Origin of the sequence: Sphingobium fuliginis (genome assembly GCF_004152845.1) — a bacterium.
In the GTDB taxonomy this organism is placed as follows: Bacteria; Pseudomonadota; Alphaproteobacteria; order Sphingomonadales; family Sphingomonadaceae; genus Sphingobium; species Sphingobium fuliginis.
On record NZ_SEON01000005.1, the window covers coordinates 340,444 to 360,875 of the forward strand.

General features: G+C 67.0%; 16 protein-coding genes. All 16 read right to left on the reverse strand.

Annotation, left to right across the window (positions count from 1 at the left end; genetic code table 11):
* Positions 1 to 28: 28 nt before the first annotated feature.
* A complete protein-coding gene (locus EWH10_RS14530) occupies positions 29 to 1,768 on the reverse strand; it encodes a hypothetical protein (protein ID WP_044661873.1) in 1,740 nt (579 codons plus the stop codon).
* Positions 1,768 to 2,520, reverse strand: coding sequence for an FkbM family methyltransferase (locus EWH10_RS14535; protein WP_044661872.1), 753 nt, complete (start codon positions 2,518 to 2,520; stop codon positions 1,768 to 1,770). The genes EWH10_RS14530 and EWH10_RS14535 overlap by 1 nt, the downstream gene beginning before the upstream one ends.
* On the reverse strand, positions 2,517 to 3,656 hold the full coding sequence (locus EWH10_RS14540; RefSeq protein ID WP_044661871.1) for a glycosyltransferase family 4 protein: 1,140 nt from the start codon (positions 3,654 to 3,656) through the stop codon (positions 2,517 to 2,519). The genes EWH10_RS14535 and EWH10_RS14540 overlap by 4 nt, the downstream gene beginning before the upstream one ends.
* The gene (locus EWH10_RS14545; RefSeq protein ID WP_229742631.1) at positions 3,653 to 5,020 is read right to left on the reverse strand and encodes a pentapeptide repeat-containing protein; all 1,368 of its coding nucleotides are present in this window, start codon (positions 5,018 to 5,020) and stop codon (positions 3,653 to 3,655) included. The genes EWH10_RS14540 and EWH10_RS14545 overlap by 4 nt, the downstream gene beginning before the upstream one ends.
* A 2-nt stretch (positions 5,021 to 5,022) precedes the next feature.
* Complete coding sequence (locus EWH10_RS14550) at positions 5,023 to 5,775, reverse strand: class I SAM-dependent methyltransferase (RefSeq protein WP_044661870.1); 753 nt, start codon at positions 5,773 to 5,775, stop codon at positions 5,023 to 5,025.
* A gap of 110 nt (positions 5,776 to 5,885) precedes the next feature.
* Positions 5,886 to 7,022 (reverse strand): glycosyltransferase family 2 protein, encoded by a 1,137-nt coding sequence (locus EWH10_RS14555; protein ID WP_229742607.1) that lies wholly within the window; start codon positions 7,020 to 7,022, stop codon positions 5,886 to 5,888.
* Between the two features lie 12 nt (positions 7,023 to 7,034).
* Positions 7,035 to 8,324 carry a sugar transferase gene (locus tag EWH10_RS14560; RefSeq protein WP_371873090.1) on the reverse strand — a complete coding sequence of 430 codons (1,290 nt, stop codon included), beginning with the start codon at positions 8,322 to 8,324 and terminating at the stop codon, positions 7,035 to 7,037.
* Between the two features lie 219 nt (positions 8,325 to 8,543).
* Positions 8,544 to 10,439: an XrtA/PEP-CTERM system amidotransferase gene (locus tag EWH10_RS14565; protein ID WP_044661867.1), complete on the reverse strand. Its 1,896-nt coding sequence runs from the start codon at positions 10,437 to 10,439 to the stop codon at positions 8,544 to 8,546.
* A gap of 10 nt (positions 10,440 to 10,449) precedes the next feature.
* Positions 10,450 to 11,970, reverse strand: coding sequence for an exosortase A (xrtA, locus tag EWH10_RS14570; RefSeq protein WP_044661866.1), 1,521 nt, complete (start codon positions 11,968 to 11,970; stop codon positions 10,450 to 10,452).
* Complete coding sequence (locus tag EWH10_RS14575) at positions 11,970 to 13,199, reverse strand: TIGR03087 family PEP-CTERM/XrtA system glycosyltransferase (RefSeq protein ID WP_044661865.1); 1,230 nt, start codon at positions 13,197 to 13,199, stop codon at positions 11,970 to 11,972. The genes xrtA and EWH10_RS14575 overlap by 1 nt, the downstream gene beginning before the upstream one ends.
* Positions 13,196 to 14,257 carry a FemAB family XrtA/PEP-CTERM system-associated protein gene (locus tag EWH10_RS14580; RefSeq protein ID WP_044661864.1) on the reverse strand — a complete coding sequence of 354 codons (1,062 nt, stop codon included), beginning with the start codon at positions 14,255 to 14,257 and terminating at the stop codon, positions 13,196 to 13,198. The genes EWH10_RS14575 and EWH10_RS14580 overlap by 4 nt, the downstream gene beginning before the upstream one ends.
* Complete coding sequence (locus tag EWH10_RS14585; protein WP_044661863.1) at positions 14,254 to 15,099, reverse strand: XrtA system polysaccharide deacetylase; 846 nt, start codon at positions 15,097 to 15,099, stop codon at positions 14,254 to 14,256. Before EWH10_RS14585 ends, EWH10_RS14580 begins: the two co-directional genes overlap by 4 nt.
* 7 nt (positions 15,100 to 15,106) lie before the next feature.
* On the reverse strand, positions 15,107 to 16,342 hold the full coding sequence (locus tag EWH10_RS14590) for an XrtA/PEP-CTERM system-associated ATPase (protein WP_044661862.1): 1,236 nt from the start codon (positions 16,340 to 16,342) through the stop codon (positions 15,107 to 15,109).
* A gap of 30 nt (positions 16,343 to 16,372) precedes the next feature.
* Positions 16,373 to 17,959, reverse strand: coding sequence for a hypothetical protein (locus EWH10_RS14595; RefSeq protein WP_044661861.1), 1,587 nt, complete (start codon positions 17,957 to 17,959; stop codon positions 16,373 to 16,375).
* Positions 17,959 to 18,906 carry a P-loop NTPase gene (locus tag EWH10_RS14600; RefSeq protein ID WP_044661860.1) on the reverse strand — a complete coding sequence of 316 codons (948 nt, stop codon included), beginning with the start codon at positions 18,904 to 18,906 and terminating at the stop codon, positions 17,959 to 17,961. The genes EWH10_RS14595 and EWH10_RS14600 overlap by 1 nt, the downstream gene beginning before the upstream one ends.
* A gap of 13 nt (positions 18,907 to 18,919) precedes the next feature.
* Positions 18,920 to 20,431, reverse strand: a complete 1,512-nt coding sequence (locus EWH10_RS14605; RefSeq protein ID WP_025549647.1) for an XrtA system polysaccharide chain length determinant — start codon at positions 20,429 to 20,431, stop codon at positions 18,920 to 18,922.
* Position 20,432: the final 1 nt, after the last annotated feature.

The following is a 20,432-nucleotide window of genomic DNA, read 5'->3' on the forward strand; positions in this document are numbered from 1 at the left end:
GCCGTTCAATGCTGGGACGACGACAGGATCAAAGCACAGCCCCCGCCGCGTTGAACGCTTCTTCCTCCGTTTCCGGCAGCGGCGGCTGGACCGGCTTGTCGCAGCCCTCTTCCTTCATATGCGCCCGCAGCGCGTCCATGCGCCCCAGATTCCATCGCGCCAGCGGTACGCCAAGGGGCCGGAACTCCGCGCGGTCGAACAGTTCCACCACATAATTCCTGCAGAGATTGTCCACCTGCTCGAGCGTCAGCATGCCGAGGTTCATCACCATCGGCTTGCCCGGCACGCCGTTGCGTCCCCGCACCAGGTCCGTCACGTAAAGCCCGCCGCGCGGGTCGACCAGCACGACATCGGCCCTGGAAGCGTCGATCATCCTGTGGCTTGCGGCATAGGGCGCGACGAAGCCGTGCGTCCGCCACACGAGAAAGGCGCTGCTGAGCAATGTTATGGCCGCGCCCAGGAACATGGGGCGCATGGCGCCGGTCCGGAAACGCGCCCAGCCAAGACCCGCCAGCAGGCAGAAAGGCCCGATGAAGCCATGGGCGTAGCGATAGCCCCAGCCATAGCCCTGCGCCAGGGCGAGGGCGCATCCGGCGAAGCAGCCCAGCGCCAGCGGCAGCGCGATCTCCTGCCCCCGGATCGCCTTGCGCCAGCGCATCGCGAAGACGCCCAGCGTCGCCAGCGGCACCATCAATATATTGTTCCAGGCGGCAAAGCGGCTGAGATTCACCAGCGGCTGCCAGCGGTCGCCCAACCGCTCGAACAGGCTGCCCACCTTGTCCGCCACGCCTGCGGAAGGACGCACGTCGGTCGGCTGCCCCAGCACATGCGTCAGGAAGGCCGGCCATAGCTTCGCCCAGACTATGACGATGGCAGCCAGCACGAGGATGTGGAAGATCGCGACCTTCCACCGTTTCCCAAGCAGCATCCAGAGAATGAAGGGCGCGATGAAGATCGGCGGGAAATGCCACTGGTGCAGCCCCGCCGCCGCCAGCGCGACCACCCCGGCGCTCAGATGCCCGATCAGCCCGCCGCGCAGCACCAGCGCCAGCCAGATCATGTTGAGCGCGAAATGCCCGGTCATGGCGTAGGGCGTCATCGCCGTGACCCAGAGCTGTGCCGAAGACAGGCCCAGCAGCATCGTCACCCAGACCGCGTCGGGCCTGTCGGGGAAAAGGTGCAGCGCCACCCGCCACAGCGCGAACAGCCCCGCCATCAGCAGCACCGGCCCGGCCAGATTCGGGTCGCCCAATTGCCAGAACAGCGCCTGGATCGCGCTGTTCACCGGCAGATAGGCCGCGGTCCAATAATCCGCCGCGCCGAAGGGAGAGAAAAATTCGGGCATGATCGCCCGGCGATAGGCCTCCCACTCCATCGGGATCGGGCGGGCCAGGAAACCCTCCCGCATATAGGCGGCGGCGAAGCGGGCGACCTCCTCGTCGCGGGAGATGGAATAGTCCTGGAACAGCCAGTAATGGCCCGCCCAGGCGATCAGGCCGAACAGCAGCACCAGCGGCACCATTATGCGCGCGCGCGGCGCAGGCAGGCGCCAGCCCAGACCCTCCGCAAAGGGGGCGGCCAGCGTCAGCAGCAGCAATGCGCCCAGAAGCGCCGGAAAATCCTGATCGAGGAACAGGATGACCGCCAGGCTGATGCCCTGCCTGTAGGTCACATGCCAGAGGAAGGTCGCGCCCAGCCAGAGCGTCAGCCCGATCGCGCCCGCAAGGAGCAGACGGGTGGCACTGATGGGGCGCAACCGATTGAACATCAGCCTTCCTGCGGCAGCAGCGCCCGATTGACGAAAATGCCGTCCATCTCGACCAGCAGGGGGAAATGCCCCTTGTTGTTGGCGAAGAAGGCGGAGGGGACGAAGCCATGCTCCGCCAGCCAGTCGATCATCGCGCGATAGCCGGTCCCGCCTTCATAGATCGGCCGGACACCGAGTTCGGTCTGCACGCCCGCCATGTCGTGGAGCGCATCGCCTGCGCCTTCGCAGACGGACAGGTCATGCCCCTGCGTATCCATCTTGAGAAAGGGTCGGGTGAAGCCATAGGCGCGCTTCAGTTCGGGCAGCAGGCTTTCCAACCGGCGGCATTGCATGTCGACCGAGCGCGTCACCCTGTTGCGTTCGGCGAAGATCGCGTCCTGTTCCCCGGACGGCGTCTTCAGCGAACTGAACTGGTCGGCCGCCATGATGTTGAAGCTCGCCATGCCGTCGAAATCCGACAGGGCCATGTTGAACACATGCCATTGACGGTCGGACGAGGCATTCCGTTCCAGTTCGGAGAAGATGTCCGGATTGGGTTCGAAGGACAATATCGTGCCGTCAAAGCCCGCATCCTTGCGCAGCATCGTCGCATATTGGCCCCGGTTGGCGCCGACATCGAACACGCAATCGACCGCGAAGGCGCTCAGGAAACGGCGCAGCGCCTGGATTTCCGGATATTGATGCACCCGTCCCGCCAGCGCCAGCCGCACCGCCAGCGCCCGGTTGCGCAGTTCCCGGACATGGCGGCTCATTTCCCGGTCACGCTGCGGTAGATGGCGATGGTGGCCAGCGCCATGTCCTTCCAATTGCCCATTGAATCTCCATAGGTGCGCGCACGCGCTCCCAAAGCCTGCCTGATGGCCGCGCTTTCTACGAGGGGCAAGAGGGCTTGCGCAAGCGCGGGTGCATTTCCCGCCGGGGTCCTGACGGCGACTTCCTCCGGCAGGCCGGCGAACATGCCGGCGTCCGACGTGACCATCGCCTTGCCATGGTGCAGGGCCGACAGGAAAGCGCCGCTGCTGTCGATATGCCGATAGGGGAAGACCAATATGTCCGCCTTCGCCATATGGGCGTCGAGCCGTTGTTCGGTGAGAAAAGCGAGATCGGCGATCAGCCGCTCGCCAAAGCCGGCGGCATGGACGCTGTCGAGCAGCGGGGCGATGTCCATGAACGGCTTGCCCGCCAGCACCAGTTCGAAACGATGCCCGGCGCTCCAGAGCGACAGGCACGCCTGGAGCAGCAGGTCGACGCCCTTATAGGGGCGGATCGTGCCGAAGAAGAGCAGGCGCGGCAGGACAGCGTCGGGCACCTGCGCCAGATCCTCCGTCCCGGCCGTCGCAAGTCGCATCGGCGGATGCGGCGTCACATGGATGCGTTTCGGATCGATGCCCTGCCGCTCCAGCGCGGTCCGCGTCGTCCCGCCATGGACGATCAGCGCGTCGAACATGTCGAGCAGGCCGCGATAGCCCCTGCCCTGCACCCCGGCGTCGGCATGATAGGCATCGGCATTGTGCACGGTATGGACCAGCGCGGTCCTGCCCTTCAACCGCCGCAACATGATCCGGTCGGCGGGCGCAAGCGGCAGCCATTGCATGTGCGCCACATCGGCCCTGGCCAGTGGGGTAAGGTCGCCCAGCGCGCAGCTGAGCCCATATTCCGCGGCCTTGAGCAGGCGGAAGGCCCGACCTTCGCCGATGCGCTGGCGCAGGGTCTCGCTCCGGCGGAAGAAGCGCGGCTCATAGCGATAGCCCTGCGGCACGATGGCATCCGTCTCCCGCATCGGTCGACCGAGCAGGGTGACCTCCACGCCCTCTGCCGCCATCGCCGCGCAGAGGCTGTCGTCATAGCGGCCGGTGAAGAGCGACGGATCGCACATCGCGACCTTCATGCGCGCTTCCCCATCAACTGGCGCAGGGAAAGGCCGTGGATGAATGCGGCGGCGAACAGGGTCAGCGTGTAGAGGATCAGGAACAGCAGGTCGAACCGCTCCGGCGCGAATATCCGGGCCAGCGGCACGCTGAGCAGCGAACCGGCGAGGAAGGGCAAGGACCGGCCGAGCAGCAGCGTGAACCGTCCCAGCGCGCCCTGCACATAGACGGACACGCAGATCAGGGCGAGCGCGAGCAGCGCCCCGCCGATCAGCAGCAGGTCGATCCGGTCGATCGCCGCGCGGCCGTCGAACAGCTTTGCGAACAGCCATTCGCCCAGCAGCAGCAAGGCCGCCGAAGCGGCGACCGCGAAGAAAAGCGCTGCGCCAAGCGCCCGCACCATCAACTGACGCAGCCTTACCCCGTCGCCTGCATGAAAAGCGCGGGTGATCCGGGGCAAGGCCGCCTCCACGGTCGCCCTGACGAGCATGGAAAGCGAGCGGGACATCTTGAAGAAAAAGTCGAAGATCAACATCGGCCGCGCGTCATGGGTCGCGGCGGCGATGGTGAAATAAGGCGCGTTATAGGCGAGGATTTCGGAAATGGTGAAGGCAGCCGATGCGCCGATGTCCCGCAGATAATGGCGCCTGACATGGCCGCCACCGACCCTGAAGGACAGCCAGTGCCGCGCCTCCATGCCGAGGCGCCGATGCACCAGGGCGATGGCATAGCCGATCACCGCTGCACTCACGCAAAGTTGCAGGGCGACGGAGACGCGCGGGTCCAGCCCTTGCAGGATGAACAGCAGCAGCGCGATGGTCATCACCCGGCGCAGGCAATCCAGCGCTTCCCAGAGGAAATTGCCGTCCACCGCCGCAAGCGCCCTTTTGGCGAGCAGCGCGGGCAGGTTGAGACAGGCGGAGAGGAAGAAGAGCAGGAACAGCAGCGGCATGCCCGTGCGCAATCCGCCCGCCGCCAGTGAAACCGACAGGATCGCCAGGCCGCCGACGATCAGCAGGCCAAGGAACAGGAACAGGACGCCCATTTCCTCCAGCCGGAATCCGCCCGCCCCGTCCTGGCCCGGCCCCAAATTCGCCGGCCCCAAATTCCCCGACCCCAAATTCCCCGACCCCAAATTCCCCAACCAATGCCGCCGCAGCCGCGCATAGACGATACTCGTCAGGCCGAACTCGGCGGAGATGGTGAAATTGCCGAACGCCACCAGCAGCAGGAAGGACTGGAACTCGCGCAGCGGCAGGGCGCGCACGAACACATAGGTGACGGCAAAGCCCCAGATCAGGGTCAGCCCGACATTGGCGAGCTTGATCAGGGCAAGGATGCGCGCCGACCCCTCCATCCGGGCAAGCGCGCTGCCGGGCGGCATGCTCACCGGGCGCCGGTCGCGAGCGGCTTGCGCGCGCGGAACAGCCTGTCGTCCAGCGCAAAATAATGCCGGGTATCGGCGTCGATGGCGCTGGCGTCGATCTCCTCCAGATCGAAGCCGGCGGCCCGGATGCGGTCGGCAAAATCCGGGCCATATTGGCGCACATGGTCCCATTGGCCGAAACGCCGTTCACGTTCGCGCGGAGGCATGTCGAAGCTGCCATCCTCAGTCGGCCTGTCCCATAATGGGACGATCAGCCAGGCTTCGCCGCCGGGCTTCAGCGCGCGATGGATGTTGCGCAGCACGGCATGATCGTCCGGCACATGCTCCATCACATGGCTGGCATAGAAAAGGTCGTAGCGGTCGCTGGCGTCGAGCGCCATCAGGTCGACGCGCCGCATGTTCGGCACATGGTAGCGGCCGGGATCGAGATCGGCGGGGGTATAGTCGGCGACAGTGGAGAAGCGGCGCACCAGGCTGCCTTCATTGGGCGCCATGTGCAGCACCGCGCCCTGTTCCGGCACGGTCAGCACATGGCCCACGATCAGATGGTTCATCAACCGTTCGCGCGGGGAAGCGCCGCAGTTCGGACAGCCCCATTCGGCATTGTCGCCATAGCGGAAAAACCCCACCACCGCCTGCCCACAGGCCGGGCAGGCCCGGTTCGCCCGCGCGCCCATGGCCTTGCGCACGGCCAGCATTGTCCGGGTCAGATGCTTGCCGGCGGCTTTCGCCACCCGCTGGAAAGTGATCACGCCTTGGCTCCAAAAAGCAGTTGGCACCGGCCTATACAATATGCCGCCGCTTTGGCGAGCGATTCCGTTGTGCGTGGCCCATCAGGCCCGACATCCCGCAAAGGCGGGAATCAGCGCGACTTGGCGGGGTTCCAGATAGTCACGGTTCGCCCCGTCATCGCCTTGGCCACGCCCTGCAAGGTCGCGAAATAGGCGAGCACGATGTCCACCGCCGCCGCGAAGGGTCCGCCCCTGGACCGCAGCCCGCGCCACAGGATGAATACCCCAGTCAGCCCGCCAACCATGTAGAGCATCGGGGAAATCCGCATCGCCAGCGTCCCCGCCGCGACGATCCCCGTCAGTATGAAGAGACCGCCGAACCATCGTACGATCTTGCGCGAGGCATATTTGAACCTGTCGACCCCGCGCATCCGTCGCAATTGCGGCCGCAAATGGCTGTGCGTATGCCAGGCGCGGGCGGCGATGCGCACCTTGCGCCGATATTCGTCGCCACGCGCCGCCACCAGCCGCTCCCGGGCGATCACGTCCTTCGCCTTCACCAGCCGCTTGCCGGCGAAGACCACCGCCATCGACACCGTCAGATCGTCCAGCACGCTGTCGGGAAAGTCGGGATAGAGCGCCCGCCGGATGGAGAAGATCGACCCGTCGGCCCCCAGCACATTGCCGGTGCGCGATTCCTCGTCCTTCAACCGTTCCTCGATCCGCCAGTAGAGCGACCCGACCGAGGCTGTGGCGCTTTCCCCATCGCCCATATAATGCAGGGACCCCAGCACGCCCCCGATGTCCGGATCGGCATAGCGCGCCAGCAGATTGTCGATGGCGTCGGGGTCCAGCATCACATTGGCGTCGGTGAAGATCAGCACATCGCCCTGCGCCCGCGCCGCCAGCAGCTTCATGCCATGCGCCTTGCCGCTGCGCCCCGGCCCGCGCAGCAGCGTCACCAGATCGCCCCGCGCTTCGATCAGCGCCGCCGTCTCGTCCGACGAGCCGTCGTCGAAGGCCAGTATTTCCAGCGCCGGATGGCGCGCCTTCAACATCGCCAGATTGGCCAGTTTTTCCGGCATCGCCGCTGCCTCATTATAAGCGCAGAAGAGCAGCGATGCGGATGGCGGCGGCCCAGCGGCCGGCTGCTCCGCCTTTGTCGGCAGCAGGCGCAGGATCAGGGGGTAGAAGAGAAACGGCCAAGCCACCGCCACCAGCGAGAGCAGCAGCGCCAGGGCCGCGATCAGGTCGATGCTGTCCGTCAACAGGCCCATCCCTCAATAGGCCTTGTGGTGCACCAGCACGCCGATGGTCGCGACGATGATGCGCAGGTCGCGCCAGATCGACCATTTGGTGACATATTCCAGGTCCGACTGGAGCCGGTCGATCAGGTCCTGATGATGGTCGGTCGATCCGCGATGGCCGCGCACCTGCGCCAGTCCGGTCATGCCCGGCTTGATGCAATGCCGCTCCCAATAGCGCTCGTCCACCTCCCAATAGAGGCGGTCGCCGGCCTTCGCGGCGGCCGCATGGGGGCGCGGGCCGACGATGCTCATGTCGCCGCGCAGCACGTTGAACAGTTGCGGCAGCTCATCGATGCTGGTCTGGCGCAGGAAACGGCCCACAGCCGTCACCCGATCGTCATCGCGCGCCGTCAGCTTGTCGGCCGTCCGGTCGCTCGCCTCCGTCCGCATGGAGCGGAATTTATAGATGTTGAACGGCCGGGCGTCGCGGCCGATGCGCGGCTGGCGGAAGATGATCGGGCCGGGACTGGTCAGCTTCACCGCCAGCGCCGCCGCGATCAGCACCGGGGAAAGCGCGATGGTGGCCGCCGTCGCGACGACGATGTCGAAGAACCGCTTGATCAGGCGGTCGCGGAACTGGAACGGCCCGCCCGCGACGATGATCGTCGGCTGACCGTCGAACTCGTCCACCCGCGCCGGGGCGAAGCGCAGCAGTTCCGGCACGACGATCTCGCCCCGCGCCGACAGGGACTTGAGCGCCACCGACCAGTCGTCCATCCGCTCCATCGGGCAGGCGACGATCACCCGTTCCGCCATGCCCACGGCGGCGGCGAGCCGCGCCGCCATGTCCGCGTCATGCCCCTTGGGCTGCAGGCCGGCTGCCCCAGCCTCGATCACATGCATGTGCGGGCCGGTGTCGATGGTCACGCCGTCCATGATGACCACGGTCAGATGCGGCACCTCGCCCAGCAGATGCGCGCCGAGCCGCCCGATGGCGAGTCGGACGGCCGCCACGCCAACTGCCGAAATGCCCAGGCCGACGATGAAGGTCAGACGCGAAAGCTGTTCCGCGATCTTCCCCAGATAGACGATCAGCAGCATCAGCATCGCCGCCTGCGCCAGCGCCATCAACCCCCGGAAAATGCCGCGCCGCAGATCCTCCAGCATATGGATGCCATAGGCGCCGCCCTGCACGCCGAGCAGCACGTAAAGCGGCGCGATCATCGCGAACATGACGATGCCGTGCGGCTTGCCCGGTTCGCCCAGCCATGCGCCCAGCACCAGATAATTGGCGAGCAGAAAGGACAGGAAAAGCCCCGCCATGTCCCCCAGCAGACACAGCAGGTACAGGCGCACCCGCAATATTTCCTTGGAGACTGTCACTTATGGACCCTGATCAGCTTGGCGTGTCCGCTCCGTTGGCACTGGTCGGAGCAGCTTTCAAGAGTTTGAATGGAGATCAACGGCTTCCTGCGAAGGCAGGAACCCGGCTCTGACCTTGCGATCGGGCTCCTGCCTTCGCAGGGGCGTGCATCGTCCGGATCAAAGCGCAAACAACCTTCCCAAAGCCTTGTCGAGCATCAGCAACTGCCACAGCAGCCGCCCATGATCGGCCAGCCCGGCCTTATGATCCGCCGCGATCTTGCCGAGCATCTTCGCGTCGAACCAGCCGGTCTTCGCCAATGCCGATCCTCCGGCGATCGCCGTAGCCTCGCCCGCCAGCGGTCCACGGAACCAGGCGCTGATCGGGGTCACGAAGCCCATTTTCGGGCGGTAGAGTATGTCCTGCGGCAGGAAAGGCTCCATCGCCTTCTTCATCAGATATTTGCCGCTGTTCCCGCGAATCCGTTGCGCCACGGGGAGCCGCGCGGCGAACTCGACCAGCCGGTGGTCGAGCAGGGGCTCCCGCGCCTCCAGGCTGACCGCCATGCTCATCCGGTCGGTCTTGGTCAGGATGTCGCCCGGCAGCCATATGCGAATGTCGGCATATTGCGCCCGGTCCAGCGGATCGCGCGCGGGCGCTTCCGCCATGGTCCTGATATAGCGATCTTCCGCCCGATAGGCGCCGAGCCGGGTCTTCATGTCCTGGCTGAACATCCGCTGCCGCAGCGCATGGGGCGTCACGCCGACCGATGCGGCATAGGCTTCCCCGCCCTCCCCCGCCAGTTCGAGCAGGGTCGATTTCGCGCGCAGGGGGCGGGGCGCCCAGTCGGCCTTGGGATACCAGCGGCCCAAAGTCCCGAACAGCGGTTGCCGCACCGAAGCCGGGATCAGCGAGCGCAGCCTTTCGCCCTGCATCTGGAACCGATGCCGCCGATAGCCGGCAAAGGCCTCGTCCGCGCCGTCTCCGGAGAGCGCCACCGTCACCTGCTCCCGCGCCAGTTCGCACACCCGGTAGGTCGGCAGCGCGGAAGCATCGGCAAAGGGTTCGTCGAAATGGAGCGCCAGCGTGTCGATCAGTCCATAATCATCGGGCGATACGATGCGGGTGCGATGGTCGGTGGCGAAGCGCCGCGCCACCCTGTCGGCATAGGCGGTCTCGTCCAGTTCCCTGACGTCGAAACCGATGGTGCAGGTCTTGACCGCCTGTTTCGACGCCTCCGCCATCAGCGCGACGACGCTGCTGCTGTCCACTCCGCCCGACAGGAAGGCGCCCAGCGGCACGTCCGCCACCATCCGGGATCGGACCGCCTGTCGCATCAGCGCGACGAGTTCCTCCTCCAGCGCCTCCGGCTTCGCCCTGCTGCGGTCGGCGAAGCTGACGTCCCAATAGCGCTGCGGCTGCGGCAGGGGCCGCCCGCGCACGATGCGCAGCGTCTCGCCCGCGCCCAGCTTGCGCACGCCTGCGACCAGGCAGGCGTCGTCGGGCACATAGCCGTAAGCGAGATAATCCTCGACCGCCGACAGGTCCGGCGCACGCCGCAATAGGGGATGGGCGAGCAGGCTCTTCAGTTCCGAACCGAAGATCAGGCTGCCGTCGGACAGCAGCGCATAATGGAGCGGCTTCACCCCCAGCCGGTCGCGCACCAGCCAGAGCGCCTGCGCCCGCGCGTCGAACAGGGCAAAGGCGAACATGCCGTTGAACTTCTCTACGCAGGCCTCGCCCCATTGGCGATAGCCGTGCAGGATGACCTCCGTATCGCTATGCGTGCGGAAGACGTGGCCCTTGGCCTCCAGTTCCGTGCGGACTTCCCGAAAATTATAGATTTCGCCGTTGAAGACGACGGCCAGGCTGTCATCCTCCGTCAGCATGGGCTGCGCGCCGCTGCCCAGATCGATGATCGAGAGGCGCAGATGGCCCAGCCCGACGCCGGGCGCGGTCCAGATGCCGCTGTCGTCCGGCCCGCGCCACGGCATGGCGTCCAGCATCAGCCCGACCCGCGCCGGATCGACCGGCTTGGCCGTTTCAAGGTGGAAAATGCCCGCAATTCCGCACATTCGAAGGGTCTTAGCGGGTTCGGAGGCTGCGGTCAGCCAAATCCTTCACATCGCCCAGATCATGGAGGAAGGCGGCGATGGCGGCGTCCGAAGGGCGGCCTGCCCGTTCCTCTGCCGAAACCATGATGGCGGCGGCGCGCTGGTCAGTGCCCAGCAGGCGCGCCTTCATCGTCTCCAGCTTGACGAGATGGGCGCTGCCGGTGGGCTGGCCCTTGCCGACGGCATAGAAGCTGACGACATGGCGCACGAGGCGGCCCGGGCCAGTGATCTGCTCGCCGCGCGCATTTTTGGGCGCGGCGGCGAGCTGCGACCAGGTCCATCCGCTGTCGGTGCCCGCCGCGCCCTGACCGAAGCCGACCAGTTCGCGCCCCTCATCCTGCCGGTCGAAGGTCGCAATGGCGAGGTCGACCACCTGTCCCTCCGCATTGCGGTATCTCGCCATGGCCAGATAATCGGCGCCGTCGAAGCGCGGCCGCCAGAGCGGGAGCGGCGGTTCGTCGCTTCGGACCCAGCCCTTCACCTCCGGCATGGCGGGTGCGCCGGGCAGAGGCTGGCCCACCGCCGCGCTCGCCGCCAGCCACAGGGGCGCGGCCACGATCATCGCCAGCGCGCCGCCCGCGACGGCGCCCGGCGAAGCATGGCCTTCATGGCGCAGATGTTCGGGATCGAACCAGGGATCGCCGGGCTGCCGGTCGAAAAAGGGCCAGGCCATCGCCATCACCACGATCATGATGACGGCGAAGAACAGCCAGCCATAGACCACATGATCGAAGCCCGCCGCCGCATCGATGGTGGTCACTTCCGCGACGAAGATGGTGGCGAAGGCGCGCACGCCGTTCGCCAATATCGATAGCGAAAGCGCGCCGATCATGAAGGCCACCCGCCGCTTCCAGCTGGTGAAGCAGACATTGCAGACGAGCAGGCCATAGGCCGTCATGGCGATCACGAACTTCGCGCCGGAACAGGCCTCCGCCACCTCGAAATAGCCATTGGGCGTGGTGATGAAGATGCCCTGCATCTGCGCGGGAATGCCGGTCAGGCCGAGCAGGATCATGCTGATATGCGCCGTCACCAGTTGCAGGGGCGCGACGATCTCCTCCCCGAAGGGCACCATGAAGAAGGCGTAGAACAGCGGAAAGAGCAGCGCCCGCGCCACGGCCGGTCCCAGCAGCGCGATGACCGAACCCTGCAACATCAGGATCAGCGCGCCATGCCGCAGCACGGCCACGCCCGCCGCCCCGCCCAGCATCCAGGCGAAAGCGCCCAGCCCCAGCCAGACAAGCCCCGGCGCCCAGGCGGATGGTTCCAGCCGGCGCAGGCCGGGCAAACGCTGCTGCACCAGCCAGGCGACAAGAAACGGCACGAACAGACAATGGCCATAGGTCGAGGCGTTCCACCAGATCGCCATCATGCCCAGCAGGTCGCGGTGGAACAGCGCCAGGATCGTGCCGGCGATGATGGCGAACGCCGTCAGATGGCCGCGCCAGCCGGACAGCTTCACCTCCGGCCGCATGGGAAGCGCGCCTTCCATCACGCGGCCCTCATGTCGGCGGCGCCCGACGATTCGAACAGCATGTCCGGCAGCTTCGCCAGCGTCGCGGACCAGCGGTAGCGCTCCTCCATCCGGGATCGCGCCGCATGGCCAAGGCGCGCGGCGCGGGTTGGATCGGCGAGCAGCGCAAGAAGCGTCTCCGCCTCCTGCCCCGGGTCGGCGGCGATCAACAGGTGCTCGCCATCGCGGGCGTCGATCCCTTCGCCGGCCTGGGGGGAGGCGACGACGGGCCGCGCCATGGCCATCGCCTCCAGCACCTTGTTCTGGATACCCCGCGCGATCCGCAGCGGCGCCACCACCACGTCCGCCGCCGCCAGCCAGCCGCGGACATCGGGCACGGCGCCGGTCACGATCACGCCGGGCAACGCCGCCAGCGCCTGCACCGATTTCGTGGGATTGCGGCCGACAATGGCGAAAAGCGCCTGCGGACAGCGGGCACGGATCGCGGGCAGGGTTTCGCGGGCAAAGCTCTCCACCGCCTCGACATTGGGGCGATAGTCCATTTGGCCGGTGAAGACGAGCAGCCGCCCGTCCGGCCGATCCACGGCGGGGAAATCCCCCGAGGGATCGAAAAAGTCCAGCGCGACGCCATTGTCGATGCCAACGATTCTATCGGGGCCCAGCCCGCTTTCGCGCCGGAACAGCGCGGCCTCCGCCTCGCTCACAAAGGCGCAGAGGTCGGCCCGTTCAGCCACCTTCCGCTCGAAGTCCAGCAGCATGCGCCCTTCGCGCCGGTTGATCCAGGCCATGGGGCCGGAGCCCTGCGCGCCATAAGCGGCATATTTGGCCGAATCGAAATCCACGAAATCCATGACGAAGCGCACCCCGTCCGGCAGCATGGGCACGAAATGCGCCATCTGCGCCGAATAGGTGACGACCGCCGCGATGGGCCGTTCCGCCAGCGTCTTCGCGACCCAGCGATGCAGATCGGGATGATCGAACAGCGACACCAGCAGGGGCTGCCCCTTCGCCAGCCCTTTGAGGCCCGCCATGATGCGCGAGCGGTCGCGCATCAGCACGCACTGGCTGGCTGTCAGCTTCGCCATGTCGGGGGCAAAGCCCATGTCCCGCGCGTCGTCGGCAAAGCAGCCGACATGGACGGGCGCGACCTCCGCCATCCGCTCCAGCAGATGATAGGACCGGATCTTGTCGCCCCGATCCGGCGGAAAGGGGATGCGATGGCAGAGGAAGAGGATGTCCCCCCTCACCCCAGCCCCCGCGCGATGAGCGGTCCGATGAGGTTGGCAACCGGCAGGGGCAGCTTCTTCCAGAGGTCGATCCGCCGCTGATAGTGCGGGCTGTTGGGATCGATGTCCCGCCGCTCGCCCGTGGCCGACCAGCTATGATAGGAAAGGGGCACGGGGTCGAAGCCGAAGCTCTTCTTCCACGCCGCCTGTCCGCTGCCCGTCTTGGAACGGCCGAAGTCGAAGACGCGCATGCCCCGCGCCCGGCCATGACCCATCAGCCGGAAATACATGAGTTCGTTCGACCGCAGCCGCCGCGCATCCGCAATGCCGCCGCCCCAGAAGGGCATGACCCGCCCCTGATGATAGAGGGTCAGCACCGCCGAAACCGGCCGTTTCCCCTCATAGACCGCCAATATGTCCGCATCCTCGCCAAAGGCCGCCAGCACTTCGCGGAACAGCCGTGCCGGGAAGACCGGCGTGCCGAGATTGCGTACGCTTTCCGAATAGACGCGGTAATGCGCCTGTCGATGCCGCGCCTCCCGCCCGATCTCGACGCGCAGCGCGTCATTGGCCAGCGCCTTGCGCAGCTCCGCCCGGTGCTTGCGCGGCACGGCGAGCAGTTCCGCCTCATCATCCGCCGCAATAGGGCGCGCAAAGCCCAGATGGCTGCCCTCATGCAGCGCCCAGCCCCTGCCCGGCGCCGGACCGCCACGGATTTCGACCGAGGCGATGCCGCCGTCCCGCGCCATGCCCTCGCAGGCTGCGGCCAGAGCAGGCACCGCCGCCGGATCGCTGGCGAGAATCCCGCCGTCGACGGCGAAGCCCGACGACACCAGAGCCTGCCCGAACAGGGCGCTTTTCACATGATGCAGCGGCAACAGCCCGGTCATCTCCCCCGAAGGCGCCACGGCGGCCAGCATGTGCGCCCGATTGCCGGTCCCTCGCTCCACGCCCGTCAACCAGGCCGGCCGGTGGAAGGGCGTCCCCGCCGGATGCGCCATCACGAATTTATCCGCCGCGCTCCGCTGCGCCGGATCGTCGAGGTCCAGCGTGGTGACGAGCATTTCCCCCGCCATCATGCCGCCCGCTCCGCTTCCTGCGCCGCCAGCGCGTCCACGCGGGTCCATGAAAAGTCCCGCGTCAGACGACGCAGCTTGGCCGCCATGACCGACAGATTGCTGTAATGCCGAACCCGTGAGCGCAACGGCGCGCCCTCGACGCGCGGCTGGCCGGGGTCGATCTCCCACGGATGGAAATAGATGATCGCCGGCCGCCCATCCCGCTGGTTCACCTGCCGGATCGCCCAGCGCGAAAAACCATAGGGCAGCAGCCGGAAGAAGCCGCCGCCGCCTGCCGCCAGCGTCCGCCCTGCGAACCTCGCGGTGGTCACGGGCAGTTCGACCAGCGGCGATCCCTTGACCGGCCGCCAGGCGAAGCGCGGCGTTTCGGGCCATCCGTAATGATCGTGCCGGATCGGCGCGACGCTGCTGGAATAGGCATAGCCTTCCTCCGCCAGCACTTCATGCGCCCAGGGGTTGCGCCGGTCGATGGAAAAGCTGGGCGCGCGATAGCCCGTCACCGCCTGGCCGGTCGCATCCTCCAGGATCGCCCGCGACCGGCGCAGGTCGGCGCGGAACTGCGCCCCGTCGAAGGTGAAGACCCGCTTATGGTCATAGCCATGGCTGGCGACCTCATGCCCCGCCGCGACGATGCGCCGCATCAGCGCCGGATAGCGCTCCGCCACCCAGCCAAGCGTGAAGAAGGTCGCGCTGACCCCCGCCTCCTCGAACAGCGCCAGCACCGCATCGGTGTTGCGCTCGACGCGATGGGTCAGGCGCGCCCAATCCTCGCGCCGGATCGTGCGCTCGAAAGCGCCGACCTGGAACCAGTCCTCGACATCGACGGATAGGGCGTTCAGCATGGGTCCGTCAGGCGGCGGCGCTTTGCTGCGTTTCGCCCAGCCTTTCCTCGCGCTCGACCCATTCGACCAGCAGCGTCAGCACCCGGCGCAGCGCCGTGTCCTGCTCCGTCACGCGGAACTCCAGCGTGGAAAGCCGTTCCTCGACAAGGGCGAAGCAGTCCTTCAGCGCTTCGGGATCGACGCTCGGCGCGCTGCGGGCAAAGTCGTTCTCGGCCCGAAGCGTGTCGATCTCCGCCCGCAGGGAAGCGATCTCGTCGAGCAGGTCCGCGGCCGGCCCCGGGCTGGCGGCCCGCAGCGCCTCCACCTCGGCGCGCAAGGACGCAACCTCGTCGGAAACCCCGGGGTCGGCCGCGAACGGCACGGCAGCAGGCATGTCCGCCAGTTCCCCGGCATCGTCCAGCACGCTGCGCGCCATCGGTTCCGGCGTTACGTCCGCGTCCGCGCCCATGTCGTTCACCACCGCATAGACCACTTCGGCATCGATCACCGAAAGCTGGTCGAGCGCGCCCAGCAGCAGCACGCGGCTGACCAGCACGTTGATCCGGCGCGGCACGCCGCCGGTCGCGGCATAGATGGCGGCGAAAGCCTCCGGCGTGAATTGCGGATCGCCCTGCCATCCGGCCAGCGACAGGCGGTGCAGTATATAGGGTTCGACCTCCCGCCGCATCATCGGTTCCAGATGATGGGTGGCGATCACCCGCTGGCGAAGCTGCTCCAGTTCCGGCGATTTCAGCAGGTCGCGAAATTCCGGCTGGCCCAGCAGGAATATCTGCAACAGCGACTGCCCGCCCAACTGGAAGTTGGACAGCATCCGCAATTCCTCGATCGCGGAAATAGGCAGGTTCTGCGCCTCGTCCACGATCAGCAGCGACCGCTTGCCCGCTCGCGCCTGCGCATGGAGCCAGCCCTCGATCTGCTTCAGTATCTGCGCCTTGGGCATGCCGTCGACGCCCAGGCCGAAGCTCTGCGCGGCAAGGCGCAGCATGTCGTCGCCCTCCACCTGGGTCGAGACGATCTTCACGGCCGTCAGGCGCGACGGGTCGATGGTGTTCATGAGGTGCCCGACCAGCGTCGTCTTGCCCGCGCCGATGTCGCCGGTGATGACGATGAAGCCTTCTCCCTGCGCAAGGCCATAGCCCAGATAGGACAGCGCCTTGCGATGGGTCGCGCTCTCGAAATAGAAATGCGGGTCCGGCGTCAGCTGGAACGGGCGTCCCTGCAATCCGTAGAACTGGTCGTACATGACTATCTCTCCACCCGACGGGGCATTGGCTTAAAATGTGTAGCGAAGGCCAAGCTGGCCCATGGCGTTGATGACGGCGTCCAGATTGTCCGCCTTGGCACTGTCGACGCCGACCGAGGCGGACGCCTGCAGATTGCGCGTGACGAGCCGGTAATAGCTGGCGAAGGCGCCCAGGTTCAGCACGTCCAGCCGGTTGCCGCTGGCGTCGAAATAATTGGCATAGACGGCCGTATCGATGCTCGACTGGCTGTCGACGCGATAGGTGAGCGAGGCGTTGCCGTACCAGTTCTGGTCCCGCGTGCCGCGCACCAGCACCGTCTCACCCGAAGGCGTCACGAACTTGCGTTGCGAATAGCCAAGGCCGACACCCATGCCCCAGGGCCCGCGCTCCGCCGCGAACTGGGCCGCCACGCCGCGATAGCGGAAATTCGCCCCCGTGACCCCGGCCAGCGCATCGTTGAAGCACTGCCCGCCCCCGCTGGTGGAGAAGGCGCAGCCGGTGAAGTCGCCGGTGAAGGGATTGCGCACGATATTGAGGTCGCTGCCCGAAAGCGCCGCCACATCGGAAGTGATGACGCGCCCGAAGCTGTCGATGCCGTCGAACACGACCAGGGCGAACGACTTGTCCCGGCCCTGCCAGATGAAGCTGCCCGAATAGGTCATGCCGCCATAGCGTTCGCCCACCCGCGCGGTCAGCGAGGTGCGGTGGCTCGGCCGCCAAAGCACGCCGACATCCCAGATGATGTCGTCGAAATCATAGATGAGCTGGCGAGGCGAGCTGTCGTCGGTGACGTAGCGGCCGCTGGAGGAGATTACCGGCACGCCATTGCCGTCGAGCAAGGGCGAACGCTGACTGATCTCGATCTTCTCATAACCGATGCCGCCGATCAGGGCGAGCGTGGGGGATACCGGCAGGGTGGCGTCGAGCCGCGCCCATTTGTCCTCGAACCGCTGGTCGAGCTGGCTTGCATCCTCCCGGCTGTAGCCTGCGCTGGCGACGAGGCCCAGCGGCATCCACACCCCCGGCCCGACGCCGACGGAACCCATCAGGTCATGGGTGGTCGATTCCGCGAAGCCATTGCCCAGAGGCACACCGGGGAAATCGACATTCACGTCATCCTCGACCCGCGCATAGCCGAGCCGGTAGGAGGCGCTGATGTCCAGATCGCCCAGCCGCGTGACATAGGACGGGCCGACATAGCCTGCATAGACCTGGCTGCTATAGCCGTCATTGCGCACCGACGCGCCCGAGAACCCGTCCGTGCGGACCCGCGTCGCCAAGCCGCCTGCATTCAGCGACAGCCCGCGCGCGAGGCCATATTGGCCGCTGACGATCCCGCTGATGATGTCCTGATCGCTGAGGTCATCGCCCCAGCCGAAGCTATGTGCATATTGCAGGTCCGCAGCGGCTTCCAGCCGCCGCGTCTGCACGCTGGCGGTCACGCCCGCGGTGACGTTGGTATAGGTCAGAACGTCGCCGCCGCCCTGGATCGGCGCGACCACGACCTGGTCGATGCCGAGATAGGGCGTGACGTCGACCTTGCGCTGCTCGTCCCGCGCAAGGGCGGGCGAGGCCAGGGCGATCCCCGCGAGAAGAAGGGCTAGGCGAGAGATCATCAGCCCGCATGCTCCCCATCATGGCCCTGCGCATAATAGCTGCCGAAACGCCGTCCGCCGCTGGCGAAGTTCACACCGTTCAGGAGCAGCTTCACCTTGGACGCGCCCTTGAGCAGTCCGGCCGCATCGCGCAGCGCGCCTTCCGTCGTCCTGTCCGCCCGCACCACCAGCAGCGCGACGGCGGCGTGGCCGGCCAGCACAGCCGCAGGAGAAGCGGCCAGCAGGGGCGGCGAATCGAACAGGACGATGCGGTCGGGCCGTCCCTCGGTCAGGCGGCCCAGCAGCATTTCTGTCCGCGCGGAGGCCAGATATTCGGTGTCGTTGTTGCTCCGCTGTCCGGCCGGGAGCACGGAGAGAGAGGGAATGTCGGTGCGCAGCACGCAATCCTCGATGGCAATCGCCGGATCGGCCAGCGCGTCCATCAGGCCCGGCCCTTCGGTCAGCCCCAGCGCCTGCGGGATGCCGGGCTTGCCGAAATCGGCGTCGACCAGCAGGATTTCGCGATCCTTCTCCGCCGCCAGGCTGAGCGCCAGGTTGATCGCGCAGAAGCTCTTGCCCTCCCCGCTATGGGCGGAGCAGACCAGCACCCGGTTGCCCCGCGCATTGCCCGCCAGTTCGGCCAGCAGGTCGCGCTTGAGCAGCCGGAACTCCTCGCTCATCGCGGTGACGGGGCCGTCGGGCAGCAGATAGCCCGCCTCGACCAGCGCGATGCGGTCGATCGGCTGTACCGGCCCGGTCCAGTCCGGCGCGCGATAGCCGGGGACCGGCGTTTCGGGGACCGGCGTTTCGACGGCGGCGGGCGCGGGTTGCGCGGCCTCCACCACGGGTTCGCCCGCCGGAACTTCGACCGCGGGCGCCGCGCGCCCGCGCAGGGCCGCGCTGAAATCGTAGATTTCGGTCGCCCGCTCGATCAGCGATCCGCCGGAAAGGGACTTGTGCCTGTTCATATCCGGTCCCTCCTCAAGCCAGCCCGCGCTGGACGAATTCGATGACGATCAGCAGCAGGCACAGCGCCGCGAGGCCGCCGCTGGCGCCTGCAAACCACTTCATCCGCTGCCTCTCCATCGCCTGCTGCGCCGCGCTGACGGTCTGGCTGATCGATCCGATCACGGAGACGCCCAGCGCCTTTTCCAGCCGCGCCGCATTGGGAAAGCCGCCCTTGAGCTGCGCCACGGCAAAGGCCGTGCCGATGCCCGCGCCCAGCCCCAGGATCAGCACGCCCAGCAGCAGCAGCGGCCGGTTTGGCGCGGCCGGAGCGGTCGGCAGGCTGGGCGGATTGATGACGCGGAACTGGACCGATCCGGTTTCCGACTTCACATCGCCGCGCAGACGGATTTCCTCGCGGTCCGCCAGCATCTTGTCATATTGGGTCTTGAGCACCTGATAGTCGCGGTCGAGCCGTTCCTGCTCGGCGGCGAGGCCGGGTTCATCCGTCTGGCGCGAAGCCATGGCGTTCAGGTCCGCCTGCAACTGCGCCTTGCGGGCGGAAAGCCCCTGCACCGTGGCGGCGCGTTCCGCCTGCATCGACCTGATCGAAAGATAGGCGGGATTGGGCGTGCTGCCCGCGCTGCCGCCGCCCTGCCCGCGCAGCAGGTCCACCTGCCGCTGCGCCGCGATCACGTCGGGATGGCTGCTGGTGAAGCCCCGCGCCCGCATCGACGCAAGGTCCGCCTGCGCCTGGGCCAGCGCCGAAGGCCCGCCCGAAGCGCCGACGCCCGGCAAGGTCTGCGGCGTGCCCGCCAACTGGCCGTTCATCGCCGCCAGCGCGCTTTGCGCCTGCACGAGTTGCGAATCGATGCTGTTGATCTCCGACCGGGCGGCGTCCATGCGCTGGCCGATCGATCCGGCGCCCGGCAGCATGCCCGCATAGCGCTGCTCGAACTCGACGCGGCGCTGTTCGGCGGCGGCAAGCTGCTTGCCCCGCGCCGCCAGTTGCTGGTCGAGGAAGGCAAGGCTCTGCCGCGTCTCCACCTTGTCGGAGGACAGGTTGGTTTCCTGGAAGATGTCGACCAGCTTCTGCACGATCTGTTGCGAAATGCGCGCATTGGCACCGTCCGACAGGCCGGAATCGGCCCATGTGGCGCTGATGTCGATCATGCTGGGGTCAAGCTGCGCCATCACGGTGATGGTCTCGCGCAATCCGGTGATCTTCGCCGCCAGGTCGCGCGGCCCGTCGACCGTCCGGTTGAGATCGGTCTCCTTCACCACCCGTTCCAGATTGGCCGTGCTGGCCAGGGTCTGGCGCACCCTGTCGAGGTCCTGTTGCGCCTGGACCTGGGTGATGCCCACCTTGTCCTCCAGCAGTGACTGGGTGTTCACATAGACCCGCGCCTTGGATTCATAGCTGTTGGGGATGAGCGCCACGCCCAGCCAGCCAGCCAGGCACACGCCCCAGGCCACGCCCAGCGCCAGCCAGCGGCGGAGCCAGAGGCCATGCAGGATGACCAGCAGTTCGTCGACGAGAGCCGCCATG

Bases quoted from the DNA above. Each gene is read 5' to 3' on its own strand.
- EWH10_RS14530 (WP_044661873.1), bottom strand. From the start codon at position 1,768: ATGTTCAATCGGTTGCGCCCCATCAGTGCCACCCGTCTGCTCCTTGCG.
- EWH10_RS14535 (WP_044661872.1), bottom strand. From the start codon at position 2,520: ATGAGCCGCCATGTCCGGGAACTGCGCAACCGGGCGCTGGCGGTGCGG.
- EWH10_RS14540 (WP_044661871.1), bottom strand. From the start codon at position 3,656: ATGAAGGTCGCGATGTGCGATCCGTCGCTCTTCACCGGCCGCTATGAC.
- EWH10_RS14545 (WP_229742631.1), bottom strand. From the start codon at position 5,020: ATGCCGCCCGGCAGCGCGCTTGCCCGGATGGAGGGGTCGGCGCGCATC.
- EWH10_RS14560 (WP_371873090.1), bottom strand. From the start codon at position 8,324: ATGGCGGGGCTTTTCCTGTCCTTTCTGCTCGCCAATTATCTGGTGCTG.
- EWH10_RS14565 (WP_044661867.1), bottom strand. From the start codon at position 10,439: ATGTGCGGAATTGCGGGCATTTTCCACCTTGAAACGGCCAAGCCGGTC.
- xrtA (WP_044661866.1), bottom strand. From the start codon at position 11,970: ATGGAAGGCGCGCTTCCCATGCGGCCGGAGGTGAAGCTGTCCGGCTGG.
- EWH10_RS14580 (WP_044661864.1), bottom strand. From the start codon at position 14,257: ATGATGGCGGGGGAAATGCTCGTCACCACGCTGGACCTCGACGATCCG.
- EWH10_RS14585 (WP_044661863.1), bottom strand. From the start codon at position 15,099: ATGCTGAACGCCCTATCCGTCGATGTCGAGGACTGGTTCCAGGTCGGC.
- EWH10_RS14590 (WP_044661862.1), bottom strand. From the start codon at position 16,342: ATGTACGACCAGTTCTACGGATTGCAGGGACGCCCGTTCCAGCTGACG.
- EWH10_RS14595 (WP_044661861.1), bottom strand. From the start codon at position 17,959: ATGATCTCTCGCCTAGCCCTTCTTCTCGCGGGGATCGCCCTGGCCTCG.
- EWH10_RS14600 (WP_044661860.1), bottom strand. From the start codon at position 18,906: ATGAACAGGCACAAGTCCCTTTCCGGCGGATCGCTGATCGAGCGGGCG.
- EWH10_RS14605 (WP_025549647.1), bottom strand. From the start codon at position 20,431: ATGGCGGCTCTCGTCGACGAACTGCTGGTCATCCTGCATGGCCTCTGG.